We start from the raw sequence: 14,478 nt of genomic DNA on the forward strand, positions 1-14,478 counted from the left end.
CACCGCAATGAGCCGCTTCAGCCGTCACCTGCCCCCGCTGGATACCCTGATCGCTTTCGAGGCGGTGGTACGCACCGGCAGTTTCACCCGCGCCGCCGCCGAGCTGTCGCTGACCCAGAGCGCGGTGAGCAAACAGATCAAGCTGCTTGAAGAACACCTGGGTGCGCCGCTGTTCGAACGCCGCGCACGCGGCATCACCCTGACCGCCGCCGGCAGTGGCTTCAATGCCATCGTCGAGCCGATGCTCGACAGCCTGCTGGCCAATGTATTGCGCCTCAAGAGCGGGCACGGCAGCCGCAATGTCAGCGTGATCTGCACCCATGCGGTGGCACAGTACTGGTTGTTCCCGCGGCTGCTGCGCTTCAACGCACAGCACCCCGAGCTGACAGTGAACATCCATGCCAGCAACGAGATGGATGAACGCGTGGTGGGCAACTATGACTTCGGCGTGCTGTACGGCCATGGCCGCTGGAGTTCACTGCAGGCCGACAAGCTGTTCGATGAATGCATCTACCCCATCGTCAGCACCCAGCGGGCCCTGCCGCCAGCCGATTCGCTGGCGGCGCTGCAGGCCCTGCCGCTGATCCAGCTGGATGCCTCGGCCTGGAACTGTCTGGATTGGCCCGACTGGTTCGCGCACCTGGGGGTGCGCTACAAGGCGCCGGCCGATGCGGTGACATTCAATCAGATCACCCTGGTGTTCGACGCGGTGATGCAGGGTATGGGGGTGGGGTTGGGCTGGGAGTTCATGGCCCGCGAGCGTATCGCCAGCGGGCAGGTGCGGCCGGTGTCGGAGTTCGTCGTGCACACCGGCCAGGCCGACTACCTGGTGCACGACAGGCAGCGCGTGTGCTCGCCGGCGGCCCAGGTGTTCAGGGACTGGTTGCTTGCGCTCAACTGAACTGCGCTTGCACCTCCGCGCCGGTGAGGGTCTGGGTCTGGTTGGCGAAGCAGTAGTAGCCCGGCTTCTGATCGATGTAGATCTGCAGTTCCAGCGCCCAGTCACTCTCGCCATCGAGCACGCCCACCGGCACGGCGTCGAAGCCGCCGGCCTTGAGGCGATAGAACAGGTGGGTGCCGCAGGTGCCGCAGAAGCCGCGCTGGGCCCACTCGGAGGAATCGTAGATGCGCGGGGTGTCGCCGCTGAGCCTGAGGGTCTGGGTGCTGTGCACCACCATCAACGGGCCACCGGACCATTTGCGGCACATGCTGCAATGGCAGGCGCTGACACTGGCGTTGTCGAGGCTGACGCTGAGGTGAATGGCGCCGCACAGGCAGCTGCCGTGTTTTTCCTGGGGTTGGGACATGGTGCAGGGTCCTTGCGGTGAGCGGTAGGGCTGAAGTCTAGCAGCAGTCGGCCCCGGCCCTTTCGCCGGCAAGGCCGGCCACTACAGCGGATTACGCCGTCACCGGGGTCAACACCGGTTCCCCGGCAAAGAACGCCTGCAGGTTGCGCAGCACCAGCGCCACCGTATCGCGCGCCGCTTCCGGCGACTGTCCGGCCACATGCGGGGTCAGCACCACGTTGTCCAGCGCCTTGAGTGCCTGCGGCACTTCAGGCTCGGCATCGAACACATCCAGCCCGGCCCCGGCAATACGCCCTTCGCGCAACGCCGCCACCATCGCATCGGTGTCCACCACGCTGGCCCGCGCAATGTTCACCAGAAAACCCTGAGGCCCCAGTGCGTCCAGCACCGCCGCGTCGACCAGGTGGCGCGTACCGGCCCCGCCCGGGGTGGCAACGATCAGAAAGTCCACCTCCCCCGCCAGCGCCAGCGGGCTTTCGCACCAGGTGTAGGGCACGTCGGTGCGTGGCCGGCGGTTGTGGTAGCTGACCTGCATGTCGAAGCCCAGCGCCGCACGCCGGGCAATCGCCAACCCCGTCGCGCCAAGGCCCAGTACCCCGAGGCGCTTGCCGCTCAGCGACGGGCTGATCACACGGTTCCACTGCCCCTGGCGGGTGGTGGCATCGGCACGGGGAATATCGCGCACGATCGCGAACAGCAGCGCCAGGGCATGGTCGGCCACCGCCGTGGCGTTGGCACCGGCGCCATTGGTCACGGTGATGCCACGCGCAGCAGCCGCTGCCAGGTCCACTTCCTCATAGCCGGCGCCGATGACGCAGATGATTTTCAGATGGGGCAAGGCGGCGATTTCGTCGGCTCGCAAGCCCAGCGGCCCGCGGGTCAGTACCGCATCGATTGCGCCGCCGTGGCGGGCGATGGCCTCGGCACGCAGGGCCGGGGTCTGTGCCCGAATCAGCTCGAAGCCGGCCTGTTCGAGCAAGGGCAGGTAGTCATCCACCGTTTCTACCAGCACCAGTACCTTGTGTGTCATGCCCTGCCCCCTGGCCATTCGCAAAAGGGGCATTATGCCGGCTTGGGCTTACTGGGCGAAAGCCCGTCCCAGGCCGCCCGGCACGCCGCTGCTGTCGGTGTCCTGCCAGGGGCCGTCAGGGCTGGTGGCCCAGCTCCAGCCATTGCTGAAGCGGTAGTAGGTGCGTTGGCGGTAGAAGGTGTTGGTCTTGCCTTCGAGCACGTACACCCCGAGTTTAGGGTCCCAGTGGCTGGCGCCACCCGGCGGCGGCGCGAAGCTTGCCGAGGTGCGTGGCATCGGCTTGGGCGTCGGCAGCGTGGCCGGGGTACCTGGCTTGGGCCCCGGCACCGGCTTGATCACCGGCCCGGTCGGCGGCAGGGTTTCGATCGGCGGCACGGTGGGCTCGCTGGGCCGATGCACCGTACACGCACTCAAGCCCACGGCCAGGGCGATCAGGGTGAGGCGTGCGATGCTGTTCATAGTGGTCTCTCTACGGGTCCGGGCTGTCGATGGTCAGGTGCTGCGGCGCCTCGGTGCTGCTGGCCAGCGGGCTGCCACGGCCGATCCACTCGCCCTTGGTCGGCTGGCCGGCACGGGAGACGCGCGCAACCAGTTGGACTTCGGGGAAGCTCGACAGTTTCATGTTCGGCATCATCGCATCGCTGTCGCTGAGCTGAACCTCGATCGGCAGGTCGGCCACGGTCACGCGCTTGGCCGCCAGCGGCATCGGCGGCCCGGAACTGGCGCGGGCAAAGATGAACACGCTGTCATCGGGACGCACCTTGTCCTTGAGCGCCGGCGCCAGCTCGACCCGCACCGTCAGGCGTGCGCTGGTGGCCGGCGCCTGGCCCGCGGCCTTGAGCCGTTCGCCAGCACGCTCGATGCCGCCCTGCAGCGCGGCACGCGAGGCATCGCCCTCGGGCAGCTGGGCAATCAGACGGTTCCAGTAGTCGATGGCCTGCTGGTAGCGCCCGTCCTCGAAAGCGGCGATACCCAGCAGCCCCAGGCTGGTGACTTCCGCCGGATCGGCCTTGAGCGCTTCGTCGGTCAACGCCTGCATCTGCGCTGTCCACTGCTTGCCGTTACCGAAGTACAGCGCCTGCGCCCATTGCCCAAGCAGCTCAGGCTGACGCCCGGCCAGGGCGGCAGCGCGTTCGAAGGCCTTGGCGGCATCGGCGGCGCGTTCCTGGGCCATGTAGGCACGGCCCAGCAGGTACAGGCCTTCGGCCGAGTCTGGCTGGGCCTGCACCGCACGCTCCAGGCGCGAGGTCATCTCCTGCACCGACTGCGGCGCCTGGGCGAACTCGCGGGTCAGCTCGACCTTGTCGCTGGCGCCAAAGTGCAGGTACAGCCCGAGGCCCATCACCGGCACCAGCACCGCGGCCAGCAGCGGCAAGGTCTTGCCCAGGCGCGCACTGCGGTCGGGTTCGGCGTTGTCGGTGTCGGCCAGCAGTTCGCGGGCGGCCTCGTCGCGGCCACGGTCCAGTTGCTCGGTGGTGAGCACGCCGGCCTCGCCCTGGGCCTGCAGTTCGGCCACGCGCTCCTGGTACAGGGCCACGTTCAACGCGGTACGGTCTTCTTCCTGTTGCGCACGACGCACGCGCAACACCGGGATCAGCAGAAAGCTCAGGGCTACCAGTAACAGCAGGCCTGCGGGAAGCCAGAATTCAGTCATGGGTGCGTTCTTTGTCCAGCAGTTTGGCGAGGCGCTCACGCTCCTCGGGGGAAAGGTCGACGGTGCCGCCTGCCGCCTGGGTACGGCGCTTGCGCACGATCAGCGCCAGCATGCCGAAGCCGCCCAGCAGCAGGATGCCCGGGCCGAACCACAGCAGCCAGGTACGCGCCGTCAGGGCCGGCTTGTAGCGCACGAAGTCGCCATAGCGGTCGACCATGAAGTCGATGATCTGCTGGTTGTCCTTGCCTTCGCCGAGCATGCGGAAGATCTCGCGGCGCAGGTCGGCGGCAATCGGTGCGTTGGAGTCGGCGATGTCCTGGTTCTGGCACTTGGGGCAGCGCAGTTCCTTGGTCAGCACGTGGTAACGCTCGCGCTCGGCGTCGTCGGCGAACTGATAGGTGTCGATGGCCGCGTGGGCCACGCCGGCGATGCTCAGGCCCAGCAGCGCGCCTGCCAGCCAGCGCCTCATTGGCCGGCCTCGTCGAGCAGGCCCTGGTACAGCGGCGCCAGTTGCTCGCGCCACACGGTCTGGTCGACCACGCCGACGAACTTGTGCCGGATGATGCCCTTGGCGTCGATGATGAAGGTCTCCGGCGCGCCGTACACACCCAGGTCCAGGCCGAGGGTGCCGTGCTCGTCACGGATGCCGATCTGGTAGGGGTTGTGGAACTCGGTCAGCCACTTGATCGCAGCCGCGTTCTCGTCCTTGTAGTTGACCCCGTAGATCACCACGCCCTGCTCGGCCAGCTTGTTCAGCACCGGGTGCTCGACCTTGCACGAGGGGCACCAGGTGGCCCACACGTTGACCAGCGCCGGCTTGCCCAGCAGGTCGTCGCGGGTCAGGGTCCGGTCGCCTTCCACGGTCGGCAGCGAGAACGCCGGGAAGGGTTTGCCGATCATCGCAGAGGGCAGCTCGGACGGGTCCAGGTACAGGCCCCGGTACAGAAACACCGCCACCAGCAGAAACACCGCCAGCGGCAGCACCATGATCCAACGCTTCATGCAGTTGCTCCCGACATGCCCAGTACTTCACGTACCCGGCTTTTCACCTTGACCCGATACCGCTTGTCCATCGCCGCCATCAGGCCGCCCAGGCCGGTCAGCAGGCCGCCCAGCCAGATCCAGCGCACGAACGGCTTGACGTGCACGCGCACGGCCCAGGCGCCGTTGTCCAGCGACTCGCCCAGCGCCACGTACAGGTCGCGGGTGAAACCGGCATCGATGCCGGCCTCGGTCATCACCGACTGCTGCACGGTGTACAGGCGTTTTTCCGGGTGCAGCACGCTGATTTCACGACCGTCCCGCAGCACGCGCACGGTGCCCTTGTCGGAGGTGAAGTTCGGCCCTTCGAAATGCTTGGCGCCTTCGAACACGAACTGGTAGCCGCCCAGTTCCATCGACTCGCCCGGCGCCAGGCGCAGGTCGCGTTCGGCGCTGTTGTTGCTCGACAGCACCACGCCCAGGGCGCATACCGCGATGCCCAGGTGCGCCACGTGCATGCCCCAGTAACTGCGGCTCAGGCCGCGCATGCCCTTGAGCAGGCCCTTGTGACGGGTCTTGTCGAGCAGGTCGCGCACGCCGGCCAGCAGGATCCACGCCGCCAGGGCGAAGGTGGTCAGTACCTGCCAGTCGAAGTCGTCCACCAGCAGCCCGCCGATGGGTGCCAGCACCACGCTGCCGATCGCCACCGGGGTGAGCATGCTCACCAGCCATTTCGTCGGGGTGTCCTTCCAGCGCACGATCACGCCGACCGCCATCACCACCATCAGCAGGGCCATCAGCGGGATGAACAGCGCATCGAAGTAAGGCGGCCCCACCGACAGCTTGGCCCCGGTCAGTGCATCGAGCACCAGCGGGTACAGGGTGCCCAGCAGGATCATCGAGGCCGCCACCACCAGCACCAGGTTGTTGGCCAGCAGCAGGGTTTCCCGCGACCACAGGGCAAACCCGACCTGGCTCTTGACCACCGGGGCGCGCAAGGCGAACAGAGTCAGCGAACCGCCGACCACGAACAGCAGGAAGATCAGGATGAACACGCCGCGCTCGGGGTCGGCGGCAAAGGCGTGCACCGAGGTCAGCACGCCGGAACGCACCAGGAAGGTGCCCAGCAGGCTCAGCGAAAACGCAGCGATCGCCAGCAGCACGGTCCAGCTCTTGAACACGCCGCGCTTCTCGGTGACGGCCAGCGAGTGGATCAGTGCGGTGCCCACCAGCCACGGCATGAACGAGGCGTTTTCGACCGGGTCCCAGAACCACCAGCCACCCCAGCCGAGCTCGTAGTAGGCCCACCACGAGCCCAGGGTGATGCCGATGCCCAGGAACGCCCAGGCCACGATGGTCCAGGGCCGCGACCAGCGTGCCCAGGCCGCGTCCAGGCGCCCGCCGAGCAAGGCGGCGATGGCGAAGGCGAAGGCCACCGAGAAGCCCACGTAGCCCATGTAGAGCATCGGCGGGTGCACGATCAGGCCGATGTCCTGCAGCAGCGGGTTGAGGTCGCGACCATCGGCAGGCACCTGCGGCAGCAGACGCTGGAACGGGTTGGAGGTAACGATCAGAAACGACAGGAAGCCCACGCTGATCATGCCCATCACCGCCAGCACCCGGGCCAGCATCACCTGCGGCAACTGGCGCGAGAAGATCGACACGGCGAAGGTCCAGCCGCCCAGGATCAGCGCCCACAGCAGCAGCGAGCCTTCGTGGGCGCCCCACACGGCGCTGAACTTGTAGTACCAGGGCAAGGCGCTGTTGGAGTTGCTGGCCACATACGCCACCGAGAAGTTGTCGGTCATGAAGGCATGGGTCAGGCAGGCGAAGGCAAACGCCAGGAAGACGAACTGGCCCCACGCCGCCGGGCGTGCAAGGCTCATCCACAGGCTGTCGCCCCGCCAGGCGCCGAGCAGCGGCACGCTGGCCTGAACGCCGGCAAAACAGATGGCCAGGATCATCGCCAACTGGCCCAGCTCGGGAATCATCAGTGCAGCATTCATGGCTTGGCTCCGCCGTCGGTGGACACCTGGCCGCTTTCCTTCAGGGCCTTGGTGACCTCGGGCGGCATGTATTTTTCGTCGTGCTTGGCCAGCACCTCGTCAGCCACCACCACGCCCTCGGCGTTGAGCTTGCCCAGGGCGACGATGCCCTGCCCTTCACGGAACAGGTCGGGCAGGATGCCGCGGTAGGTGATGGGCACCGACTTGTTGAAGTCGGTGACCACGAAACGCACGTCCAGCGAGTCGCCGGAGCGTTGCAGGGAACCGGCCTCGACCATGCCGCCGGCCCGGATGCGGGTATCGAGCGGGGCTTCGCCGTTGGCGATCTGGGTAGGGGTATAGAACAGGTTGATGTTCTGCTGCAGCGCGCTCAGGGCCAGGCCGACGGCGACGCCGACACCCACCAGCAGGCCGAGGATGATGAACAGACGCTTCTTGCGTTGCGGATTCACTTGGACTTCTCCCGGCGCAGGCGGCGCGCTTCTTCTTGCAGATACCGGCGCTTGCTCAGTACGGGCGCGGCAACATTGATGGCCAGCACCAGCAGGCAGATGCCATAGGCCGACCAGACATAGAGGCCGTGATGGCCCATGGCGAGGAAATCATTGAAGCTGGCAAAACTCATCGTGCGGTCTCCCGCCCCAGGTGGCCCAACACTTCATCCTTGACCCAACTGGCGCGTGCCTCGCGCCGCAGCACTTCAAGGCGCATGCGCAACAGCAGCACCGCGCCGAAGAAGCAATAGAACCCCAGCACGGTCAGCAGCAGCGGCAGCCACATCTCGGCAGGCATCGCCGGCTTTTCGGTGAGGGTGAAGGTGGCGCCCTGGTGCAGGGTGTTCCACCACTCCACCGAGTACTTGATGATCGGAATGTTGATCACGCCGACAATCGCCAGTACCGCGCAGGCCTTGGCCGCGCTCTCACGATTGCTGATCGCCTGGCCCAGGGCAATCAGACCGAAGTACAGAAACAGCAGGATCAGCATCGACGTTAGTCGTGCATCCCAAACCCACCAGCTGCCCCAGGTCGGCTTGCCCCAGATGGCACCGGTGCTCAGGGCCACCACGGTCATCCAGGCGCCGATGGGCGCGGCGCATTGCAGTGCCACGTCGGCGATCTTCATCTTCCAGACCAGGCCGACCACGCCGGCCACCGCCAGCATCACGTAGCACGACTGCGCCAGCATGGCCGCCGGCACGTGGATGTAGATGATTCGGAAACTGTTGCCCTGCTGGTAGTCCTGCGGGGCGAAGGCCAGGCCCCAGACCACGCCCACGGCGATCAGCAGGATGGCGGCGATGCTCAGCCACGGCAGCATGCGGCCGCTGATGGCATAGAACCATTTGGGTGAACCCAGCTTGTGAAACCACGTCCAGCTTATTGCGCTGCTTTTCATCACGGTACATCCAGGGTCTTTGCTGGGCGGGGCCCAGACCTCATTATTCGCCGACGCTGATCTTCAGGCCAGCCGCTATTGCAAAGGGTGCCAGGGTTACTGCAAGGGCGGTCAGGCTGCCAAGCCAGAGCAGGTAACCGGTCGCCGGCATAGCTTGCAGTGCCGCCTGCAAGGCGCCACTGCCCAGGATCAACACCGGGATATATAACGGCAAAATAAGCAGTGCCAGCAGCAGGCCACCGCGCTTCAAACCCACGGTCAAGGCTGCGCCCACTGCACCCAGCAGGCTCAGTACCGGGGTACCGAGCAGCAGCGAGGCCAGCAGTACCGGCAGGCATTGCACCGGCAAACCGAGCATCAGGGCCAGCAGCGGCGACAACAATACCAGTGCCAGGCCGGAAAAGGCCCAGTGTGCCAGCACCTTTGCCAATACCAGAAGCGCCAGGGGGTGCGGCGAAAGGACCCACTGCTCGAGGGATCCGTCCTCGAAATCACTGCGAAACAGCCCGTCCAGCGAGAGCAGAACGGATAAAAGGGCGGCCACCCAGACTAACCCAGGGGACAAGTTTTGCAACAATTGCGTCTCCGGCCCGACCGCCAACGGGAACAACGCGATCACGATCGCGAAGAACACCAATGGGTTGGCAAGCTCGGCCGGACGGCGGCACAGCACCTGCGCTTCTCGGCGCAGCAAATGAACGAACACACTCATGCCGCGTACTGCCCCAGGTTCAGTTCTCGGTAGCCGGACGGCGTCTGCGCCAGCGTGTGGTGGGTGGTCAGCACGACCATGCCGCCGCGCTCGCAATGCGCCGCCAGGTGCGCTTCGAGCTGGGCCACGCCCTGCTTGTCGAGGGCGGTGAAGGGTTCGTCGAGAATCCACAGCGGCGGGCTGTCCAGGTACAGCCGCGCCAGCGCCACGCGGCGCTGCTGGCCGGCCGACAGGGTATGGCAGGCAACATCTTCGAAGCCGCGCAGGCCCACGGCCGCCAGTGCCTGCCAGATCGCCTCGCGGCTGGCAGGCTGATGCAGGGCGCACAGCCAGGCCAGGTTTTCCTCGGCGGTGAGCAGGTCCTTGATGCCGGCCGCATGACCGATCCACAGCAGCATCCTGGCCAGTTCGCTGCCCTGCTCGGCCAAGGGCTTGCCGTCCAGGCGGATTTCACCGCTGGTGGGCCGCATCAACCCGCTGAGCAGGCGCAGCAGGCTGGTCTTGCCGCTGCCATTGGGGCCGCTGATCTGCAGCATGTCACCGGCCGCCAGTTGCAGTTCGAGGTGTTCGAAAAGCATTCGCCAGTCGCGCTCGCAGGCCAGGCCCACAGCTTCGAGTCGAGGGGTCACAGGTTCGCCTTATGGTTCGGTCTCAAGTCGGTCCGGGCCTGGCCGTTATACTGAGCAACAGCTGTACGGCATGGCCGGTCGCATCGGGCACGCCACAGGACGTGCGCACCCGCCAGGAACGGGCGGCATTATACATGGCATGTCCTACTGCAAAGAGGGCTATTTCCACAGGTTGCAACGTGATGACAGGCGAAATCAACAGCCTTGGCCCGCAGGCCCTGGCCAACCCCCAGGCGCGCAGCGCGGCGATGACCGGCGAACTGCTCAAGCTGCTGCAACCCCAGCCTGCCCTGCTCGCCCCGGGCGAGACCGCGCAGGCACAGGTACTGTCGTTGCGCCAGGTCGGTCAGGACTTCCAGCTGCTGCTGCAACTGACCCAGACCAACGGGCGCCAGACCACCGTGCAGACCAGCGCCAGCCAGCCCCTGCCCCAGGGCAGCGAGCTGACGGTCAGCCAGCCCAATGCCGGCAACCTGAGCATCACCGTGCAGCAGGCCATCGCGCGCAACGTGGCCACCCTCACCCAGCTCGACACCCGCCAGTTGCCGCCGGGCACCCTGCTGCAGGGCAAGGTACTGACCACCCAGGCGCTGCCCCAGGCCGCCGGGCAGCCGGCCTTGTTCCGCTCGTTGGTGACCCTGCTCAACACCGCCCAGGCCGGCGCCACCCTGAACATCGACAGCCCTCGGCCACTGGCGCTGGGCAGCCTGCTCAGCGCACGGGTACAGGGTGAACAGTCGATCAGCTTCGTGCCCCTGAGCGGGCGCCAGGAACAACTGGCGATCACCCAGCACCTTAGCGCGCAGCTGAGCCGCCAGGCCTCGCTGCCGGGCCTGCTCGCCAGCCTGCAACAGATGAGCGCCGAGCAGCGCCTGCCGGCCGATGTGCGGGCCAGCGTGAGCACCCTGCTGGCCAGCCTGCCGGACATGGAACAGCTCGGCACGGCCAAGGGCCTGGCCCAGGCCCTGAACAACAGCGGCGCGTTTCTGGAAGCCAAGCTGCTGGCTGGCGCCCCCGCCGCCCTCGCCCCCGACCTCAAGGCCCAGGTGATCCGGCTGGTGGCGCAGTTGCTGCCCGGCCTCCCCGGCAGCACCCAGTTCAACCCGGCCGTGGCCGCCAGCACCCTGGCCCAGGTGCTGCCGGGCATGGTGCGCAACGCCCTGGGCATGCTCGGCCAGGTAAGCCCGCGCCCGGCCCCGGGAAGCTTTCCGCTGCCCTCGCGGTTGCTGCAAAGTGGCGACGAAGAAGGCGACCTGGAACACCTGCTGCGCCTGGCAGCGGCAGCCATTTCACGCCTGCAGAGCCACCAGCTCGCTGGCCTGGAGCAAACCCGCACCACCGCCGACGGCAACCTGCAGACCACCTGGCAACTGGAGATACCGGTGCGCAATGGTCAGGAGTTCATGCCGCTGCAAGTGAAGCTGCAGCGCGAGGAAACCCCCGAACAGCAGGCCGACCCGGAACGCGAACAGCGCGACCCGCTGGAGATGCTCTGGCGCGTGGATCTGGCATTCGACCTCAGCCCGCTGGGGCCCTTGCAGGTGCAGGCGCAGATCAGCCAGGGCAACCTGTCCAGCCAGCTGTGGGCGGAGCTGCCGAGCACCGCGCAACTGATCGACAGCCAGCTCGGCAAGCTGCGCGCGCGGTTGGTGGAGCGCGGGCTCAACGTCGGTGAACTGCTGTGCCATCACGGTACGCCGCCACAGGGGCCGCGTACGCATCTGGAACAACGCTGGGTGGATGAAAACGCATGAGCCAGACCCCGCCACGTCAGGCCATTGCCCTGACCTACGACGGCCAGCAGGCCCCGACCTTGAGCGCCAAGGGCGACGACGAGCTGGCCGAGGCGATCCTGGCCATTGCCCGCGAACACGAAGTGCCGATCTACGAGAATGCCGAGCTGGTACGCCTGCTGGCGCGCATGGAGCTGGGCGATCAGATCCCGGAGGCGCTGTACCTGACCATCGCCGAGATCATCGCCTTCGCCTGGCAGCTCAAGGGCCAGGTGCCGGAGGGGTTCGTGGACAACGCCCCGCAGGAGCGCGACATTACCCCGAACCTGTACAGACTGCCTGCGCCGGACTGACGCCGCGCAGGCCGGGTGCCTTGCATCAGCTGCGGTGCAGCTTGCTCATCAGCTCGGCTTCGGCCTGGGTCAGGCCGCAGGACTGGGTCAGCTCGTCGACGCTGGCGCCCATGCCCACCAGCCGCGCCGCCTGGGCGAACGACAGGCTGTTGGGATCGCGCTGCTCCAGTTGCATCAGCTTGTCCGGCAACGGCGCCACCACGGCGCGCAGCTCGTGCAACGCGTCGCCCATGCGCACCGTACCGTTCTGGTAATCGTCCACACGCTTGGCCAGGTCCTTGATGCGCTGGTCACGCAGCGCATCGCCCTGAGCCTGCTGCGAGGCCAGCTCGCGCTGGCGCTTGCTGTAGCCGTAGAACAGCCACAGGCTGAGGATCCAGACCAGCGCCAGAAATATGACAGCACCCTCGAGAATCAACTCAGATATTCTCCAGCTCGGACCACTCTTCCTCGGTCATCATCTTGTCCAGCTCGACCAGGATCAGCAGTTCGTTGTTCTTGTTGCACACGCCCTGGATGAACTTGGCCGATTCCTCGTTGCCGACATTCGGCGCGGTCTCGATCTCCGACTGACGCAGGTACACGACCTCGGCCACGCTATCGACCAGGATGCCGACCACCTGCTTGTCCGCCTCGATGATCACGATACGGCTGTTGTCGGAGATTTCGGCAGACATCAGGCCGAAGCGCTGGCGCGTGTCGATCACGGTCACCACATTGCCGCGCAGGTTGATGATGCCCAGCACATAGCTCGGCGCGCCCGGCACCGGAGCGATTTCGGTGTAGCGCAGCACTTCCTGGACCTGCATCACGTTGATGCCGTAGGACTCGTTGTCCAGCTTGAACGTTACCCACTGCAGAATCGGATCGTCGGAACCCTGCGCAGTCATGTTTTTCATTCCCCTAACCCTCAAAAGCCGTTCTCGGCGGTGTACTCAGTGCGGTCGCGGCAGTTGCGACCGATTATTTATGCGTACCGTGCATCTGCTTGACGGCGCCGCTGGCGATCAGCTCGGCCAGCTCAGCGACATCCAGCAGCGCGCACATGTGTTCGATGACGGTACCGGCAAGCCACGGGCGCTGCCCACGCTGGCTGCGCCACTTGATCTCGCTCGGGTCCAGGCGCAGCGAGCGGCTGACCTGATGCACCGCCAGCCCCCACTCGTAGCCCTGTACCGAAATAACGTATTGCAGCCCCTGGCGGAAGTCGTCGCGGTAGCGGTCGGGCATGACCCAGCGCGCCGTGTCGAGCACCTTCAGGTTGCCCGCCTGGCTGGGCAGGATGCCCAGGAACCACTCGGGCTGGCCGAACAGCGGCGTGAGCTCCTGGCCGGCCAGCGAGTAGATCGAGCCCAGGCACACCAGCGGCACCGCCAGGGTCAGCCCGGCCACGTCGAACAGCAGGCATTCGAACGGCTCGGCGGCCCAGGCCGGGCGACCGTCGCCCGTCAACGGCGGCACCGGCTGGTCCGGTGCTGCGGGCAGGTGCACCTGCACCAGCGGCTCGACCGGGGTCGGCACGTCGGCGATGACCGGGGCGACCACCGGGGCCGCCTCCACCACCTTGGCCACCACCGGTGGCGCCATCACCGGCATTACCAGCCGCGTCGGTTCGGCGAATACCGGCGCTGCGGTCTTGAGCCGGGCGTCACGGGCCTGTTCTTCGAGCACTGCTGCCTGGAACTCGTCGATCGCTTCAGGCGCCGTGACGACCACCGGGGCCGGGGCCACTGCGACGCGTTCGGCCACCGCCAGGGGCAATGGCTGCAGCTCTTCGGTGGCCTCCTGCAACAGGCCGTCCAGGTACGACTGCAAGGCCAGTTGAGGCTTTATGGTGACCTGCTGCGGGCTGTTCATCAGGCCACCTGCGCAACGGCATTCTGCGCCAGCAGATGCTTGAGCAATGCCCGGTAGGCAATCACGCCACGGCTCCTGCCATCGAACTGCGACGGCGTGAGCCCGGCACGGCTGGCGTCGCGCAGGCGCGTATCGACTGGAATGTAGCCCTGCCAGATGGTCTCGGGATAAGCGTCGCGCAGCACCCGCAGGGTGCCCATCGAGGCCTGGGTACGGCGGTCGAACAGGGTCGGCACGATGTGGTACGGCAAGGCCTGCTTGCGCGAGCGATTGACCATGCTCAGCGTGCTGACCATGCGTTCGAGGCCTTTCACCGCCAGGTATTCGGTCTGCACCGGGATCACCAGTTGCTGGCTGGCTGCCAGCGCATTGACCATCAGAACGCCCAGCAACGGCGGGCTGTCGATGATCGCGTAGTCGAAATCCTGCCACAGCTGCGCCAGACTCTTGGCGATCACCAGGCCCAGGCCACTCTGGCCCGGTGACTGACGCTCGAGCACCGCCAGGGCGGTGCTGGAAGGCAGCAGCGAGATGCGCTCGTCGCTGGTGGGCAGCAACAGCTGACCCGGCAGCCCTTCGGGCACCGTGCCCTTGTGCAGGAACAGGTCGTAGCTGCTGTGCTCGAGGGTGTCCGGGTTGTGACCGAAGTAGCTGGTCATGGACCCGTGCGGGTCGAGGTCGACCACGACCACGCGCTTGCCCGCCTCGGCCAGCAGGCCGGCCAGGGCGATGGATGTGGTGGTCTTGCCGACACCACCTTTTTGATTGGCTACTGCCCAGACTCTCATTGCGCTGCTTCCTCCCGGTCGGGTCGGACC

At 66.5% G+C, this 14,478-nt stretch carries 19 protein-coding genes; 3 read left to right on the top strand and 16 right to left on the bottom strand.

Annotation, left to right across the window (positions count from 1 at the left end; translation table 11 throughout):
• Positions 1–7 precede the first annotated feature (7 nt).
• The gene (locus ACPRTJ_RS01875) at positions 8–901 is read left to right on the top strand and encodes a LysR substrate-binding domain-containing protein (protein ID WP_054915613.1); all 894 of its coding nucleotides are present in this window, start codon (positions 8–10) and stop codon (positions 899–901) included.
• Here the strand turns inward: ACPRTJ_RS01875 and ACPRTJ_RS01880 are convergent.
• The 12 genes from ACPRTJ_RS01880 to ccmA all read right to left on the bottom strand — a co-directional run bounded on the left by ACPRTJ_RS01880 (position 894) and on the right by ccmA (position 9,666).
• Complete coding sequence (locus ACPRTJ_RS01880; protein ID WP_054915614.1) at positions 894–1,307, bottom strand: GFA family protein; 414 nt, start codon at positions 1,305–1,307, stop codon at positions 894–896. The two genes, ACPRTJ_RS01875 and ACPRTJ_RS01880, sit on opposite strands and share 8 nt — an antisense overlap.
• 91 nt (positions 1,308–1,398) lie before the next feature.
• Positions 1,399–2,337, bottom strand: coding sequence for a 2-hydroxyacid dehydrogenase (locus ACPRTJ_RS01885; RefSeq protein WP_078480268.1), 939 nt, complete (start codon positions 2,335–2,337; stop codon positions 1,399–1,401).
• Between the two features lie 48 nt (positions 2,338–2,385).
• Positions 2,386–2,796 carry a hypothetical protein gene (locus ACPRTJ_RS01890; RefSeq protein ID WP_043861846.1) on the bottom strand — a complete coding sequence of 137 codons (411 nt, stop codon included), beginning with the start codon at positions 2,794–2,796 and terminating at the stop codon, positions 2,386–2,388.
• A gap of 10 nt (positions 2,797–2,806) precedes the next feature.
• Positions 2,807–3,991: a c-type cytochrome biogenesis protein CcmI gene (gene ccmI, locus ACPRTJ_RS01895; protein WP_043861845.1), complete on the bottom strand. Its 1,185-nt coding sequence runs from the start codon at positions 3,989–3,991 to the stop codon at positions 2,807–2,809.
• Positions 3,984–4,460, bottom strand: a complete 477-nt coding sequence (locus tag ACPRTJ_RS01900; RefSeq protein ID WP_043861844.1) for a cytochrome c-type biogenesis protein — start codon at positions 4,458–4,460, stop codon at positions 3,984–3,986. Before ACPRTJ_RS01900 ends, ccmI begins: the two co-directional genes overlap by 8 nt.
• On the bottom strand, positions 4,457–4,993 hold the full coding sequence (locus ACPRTJ_RS01905; RefSeq protein ID WP_043861843.1) for a DsbE family thiol:disulfide interchange protein: 537 nt from the start codon (positions 4,991–4,993) through the stop codon (positions 4,457–4,459). Before ACPRTJ_RS01905 ends, ACPRTJ_RS01900 begins: the two co-directional genes overlap by 4 nt.
• The gene (locus tag ACPRTJ_RS01910; protein ID WP_426429053.1) at positions 4,990–6,963 is read right to left on the bottom strand and encodes a heme lyase CcmF/NrfE family subunit; all 1,974 of its coding nucleotides are present in this window, start codon (positions 6,961–6,963) and stop codon (positions 4,990–4,992) included. The genes ACPRTJ_RS01905 and ACPRTJ_RS01910 overlap by 4 nt, the downstream gene beginning before the upstream one ends.
• Before the next feature lie 11 nt (positions 6,964–6,974).
• Positions 6,975–7,430 carry a cytochrome c maturation protein CcmE gene (gene ccmE / locus ACPRTJ_RS01915; RefSeq protein ID WP_058542048.1) on the bottom strand — a complete coding sequence of 152 codons (456 nt, stop codon included), beginning with the start codon at positions 7,428–7,430 and terminating at the stop codon, positions 6,975–6,977.
• Complete coding sequence (ccmD, locus tag ACPRTJ_RS01920) at positions 7,427–7,603, bottom strand: heme exporter protein CcmD (protein ID WP_043861840.1); 177 nt, start codon at positions 7,601–7,603, stop codon at positions 7,427–7,429. The genes ccmE and ccmD overlap by 4 nt, the downstream gene beginning before the upstream one ends.
• A complete protein-coding gene (locus tag ACPRTJ_RS01925; RefSeq protein WP_043861839.1) occupies positions 7,600–8,376 on the bottom strand; it encodes a heme ABC transporter permease in 777 nt (258 codons plus the stop codon). Before ACPRTJ_RS01925 ends, ccmD begins: the two co-directional genes overlap by 4 nt.
• Before the next feature lie 43 nt (positions 8,377–8,419).
• Positions 8,420–9,088: a heme exporter protein CcmB gene (gene ccmB, locus ACPRTJ_RS01930; protein WP_043861838.1), complete on the bottom strand. Its 669-nt coding sequence runs from the start codon at positions 9,086–9,088 to the stop codon at positions 8,420–8,422.
• Positions 9,085–9,666: a cytochrome c biogenesis heme-transporting ATPase CcmA gene (ccmA, locus tag ACPRTJ_RS01935; protein ID WP_229590455.1), complete on the bottom strand. Its 582-nt coding sequence runs from the start codon at positions 9,664–9,666 to the stop codon at positions 9,085–9,087. The genes ccmB and ccmA overlap by 4 nt, the downstream gene beginning before the upstream one ends.
• Before the next feature lie 233 nt (positions 9,667–9,899).
• Here ccmA and ACPRTJ_RS01940 point away from each other — a divergent pair, with 233 nt between their 5' ends.
• A complete protein-coding gene (locus tag ACPRTJ_RS01940) occupies positions 9,900–11,471 on the top strand; it encodes a flagellar hook-length control protein FliK (RefSeq protein ID WP_426427922.1) in 1,572 nt (523 codons plus the stop codon).
• A complete protein-coding gene (locus ACPRTJ_RS01945; RefSeq protein ID WP_426427924.1) occupies positions 11,468–11,803 on the top strand; it encodes an EscU/YscU/HrcU family type III secretion system export apparatus switch protein in 336 nt (111 codons plus the stop codon). Before ACPRTJ_RS01940 ends, ACPRTJ_RS01945 begins: the two co-directional genes overlap by 4 nt.
• A gap of 25 nt (positions 11,804–11,828) precedes the next feature.
• Here the strand turns inward: ACPRTJ_RS01945 and ACPRTJ_RS01950 are convergent, their stop codons facing one another.
• The 4 genes from ACPRTJ_RS01950 to ACPRTJ_RS01965 form a co-directional block, all read right to left on the bottom strand.
• On the bottom strand, positions 11,829–12,221 hold the full coding sequence (locus ACPRTJ_RS01950) for a DUF2802 domain-containing protein (RefSeq protein ID WP_043861834.1): 393 nt from the start codon (positions 12,219–12,221) through the stop codon (positions 11,829–11,831).
• A gap of 1 nt (position 12,222) precedes the next feature.
• A complete protein-coding gene (locus ACPRTJ_RS01955) occupies positions 12,223–12,702 on the bottom strand; it encodes a chemotaxis protein CheW (protein ID WP_043861833.1) in 480 nt (159 codons plus the stop codon).
• 64 nt (positions 12,703–12,766) lie between these two features.
• The gene (locus ACPRTJ_RS01960; protein ID WP_088515606.1) at positions 12,767–13,660 is read right to left on the bottom strand and encodes a CheW domain-containing protein; all 894 of its coding nucleotides are present in this window, start codon (positions 13,658–13,660) and stop codon (positions 12,767–12,769) included.
• Positions 13,660–14,448, bottom strand: coding sequence for a ParA family protein (locus ACPRTJ_RS01965; protein ID WP_043861831.1), 789 nt, complete (start codon positions 14,446–14,448; stop codon positions 13,660–13,662). Before ACPRTJ_RS01965 ends, ACPRTJ_RS01960 begins: the two co-directional genes overlap by 1 nt.
• Positions 14,449–14,478 lie beyond the last annotated feature (30 nt).

The sequence above is a fragment of the Pseudomonas palmensis genome (assembly GCF_049942755.1).
In the GTDB taxonomy this organism is placed as follows: Bacteria; Pseudomonadota; Gammaproteobacteria; order Pseudomonadales; family Pseudomonadaceae; genus Aquipseudomonas; species Aquipseudomonas palmensis.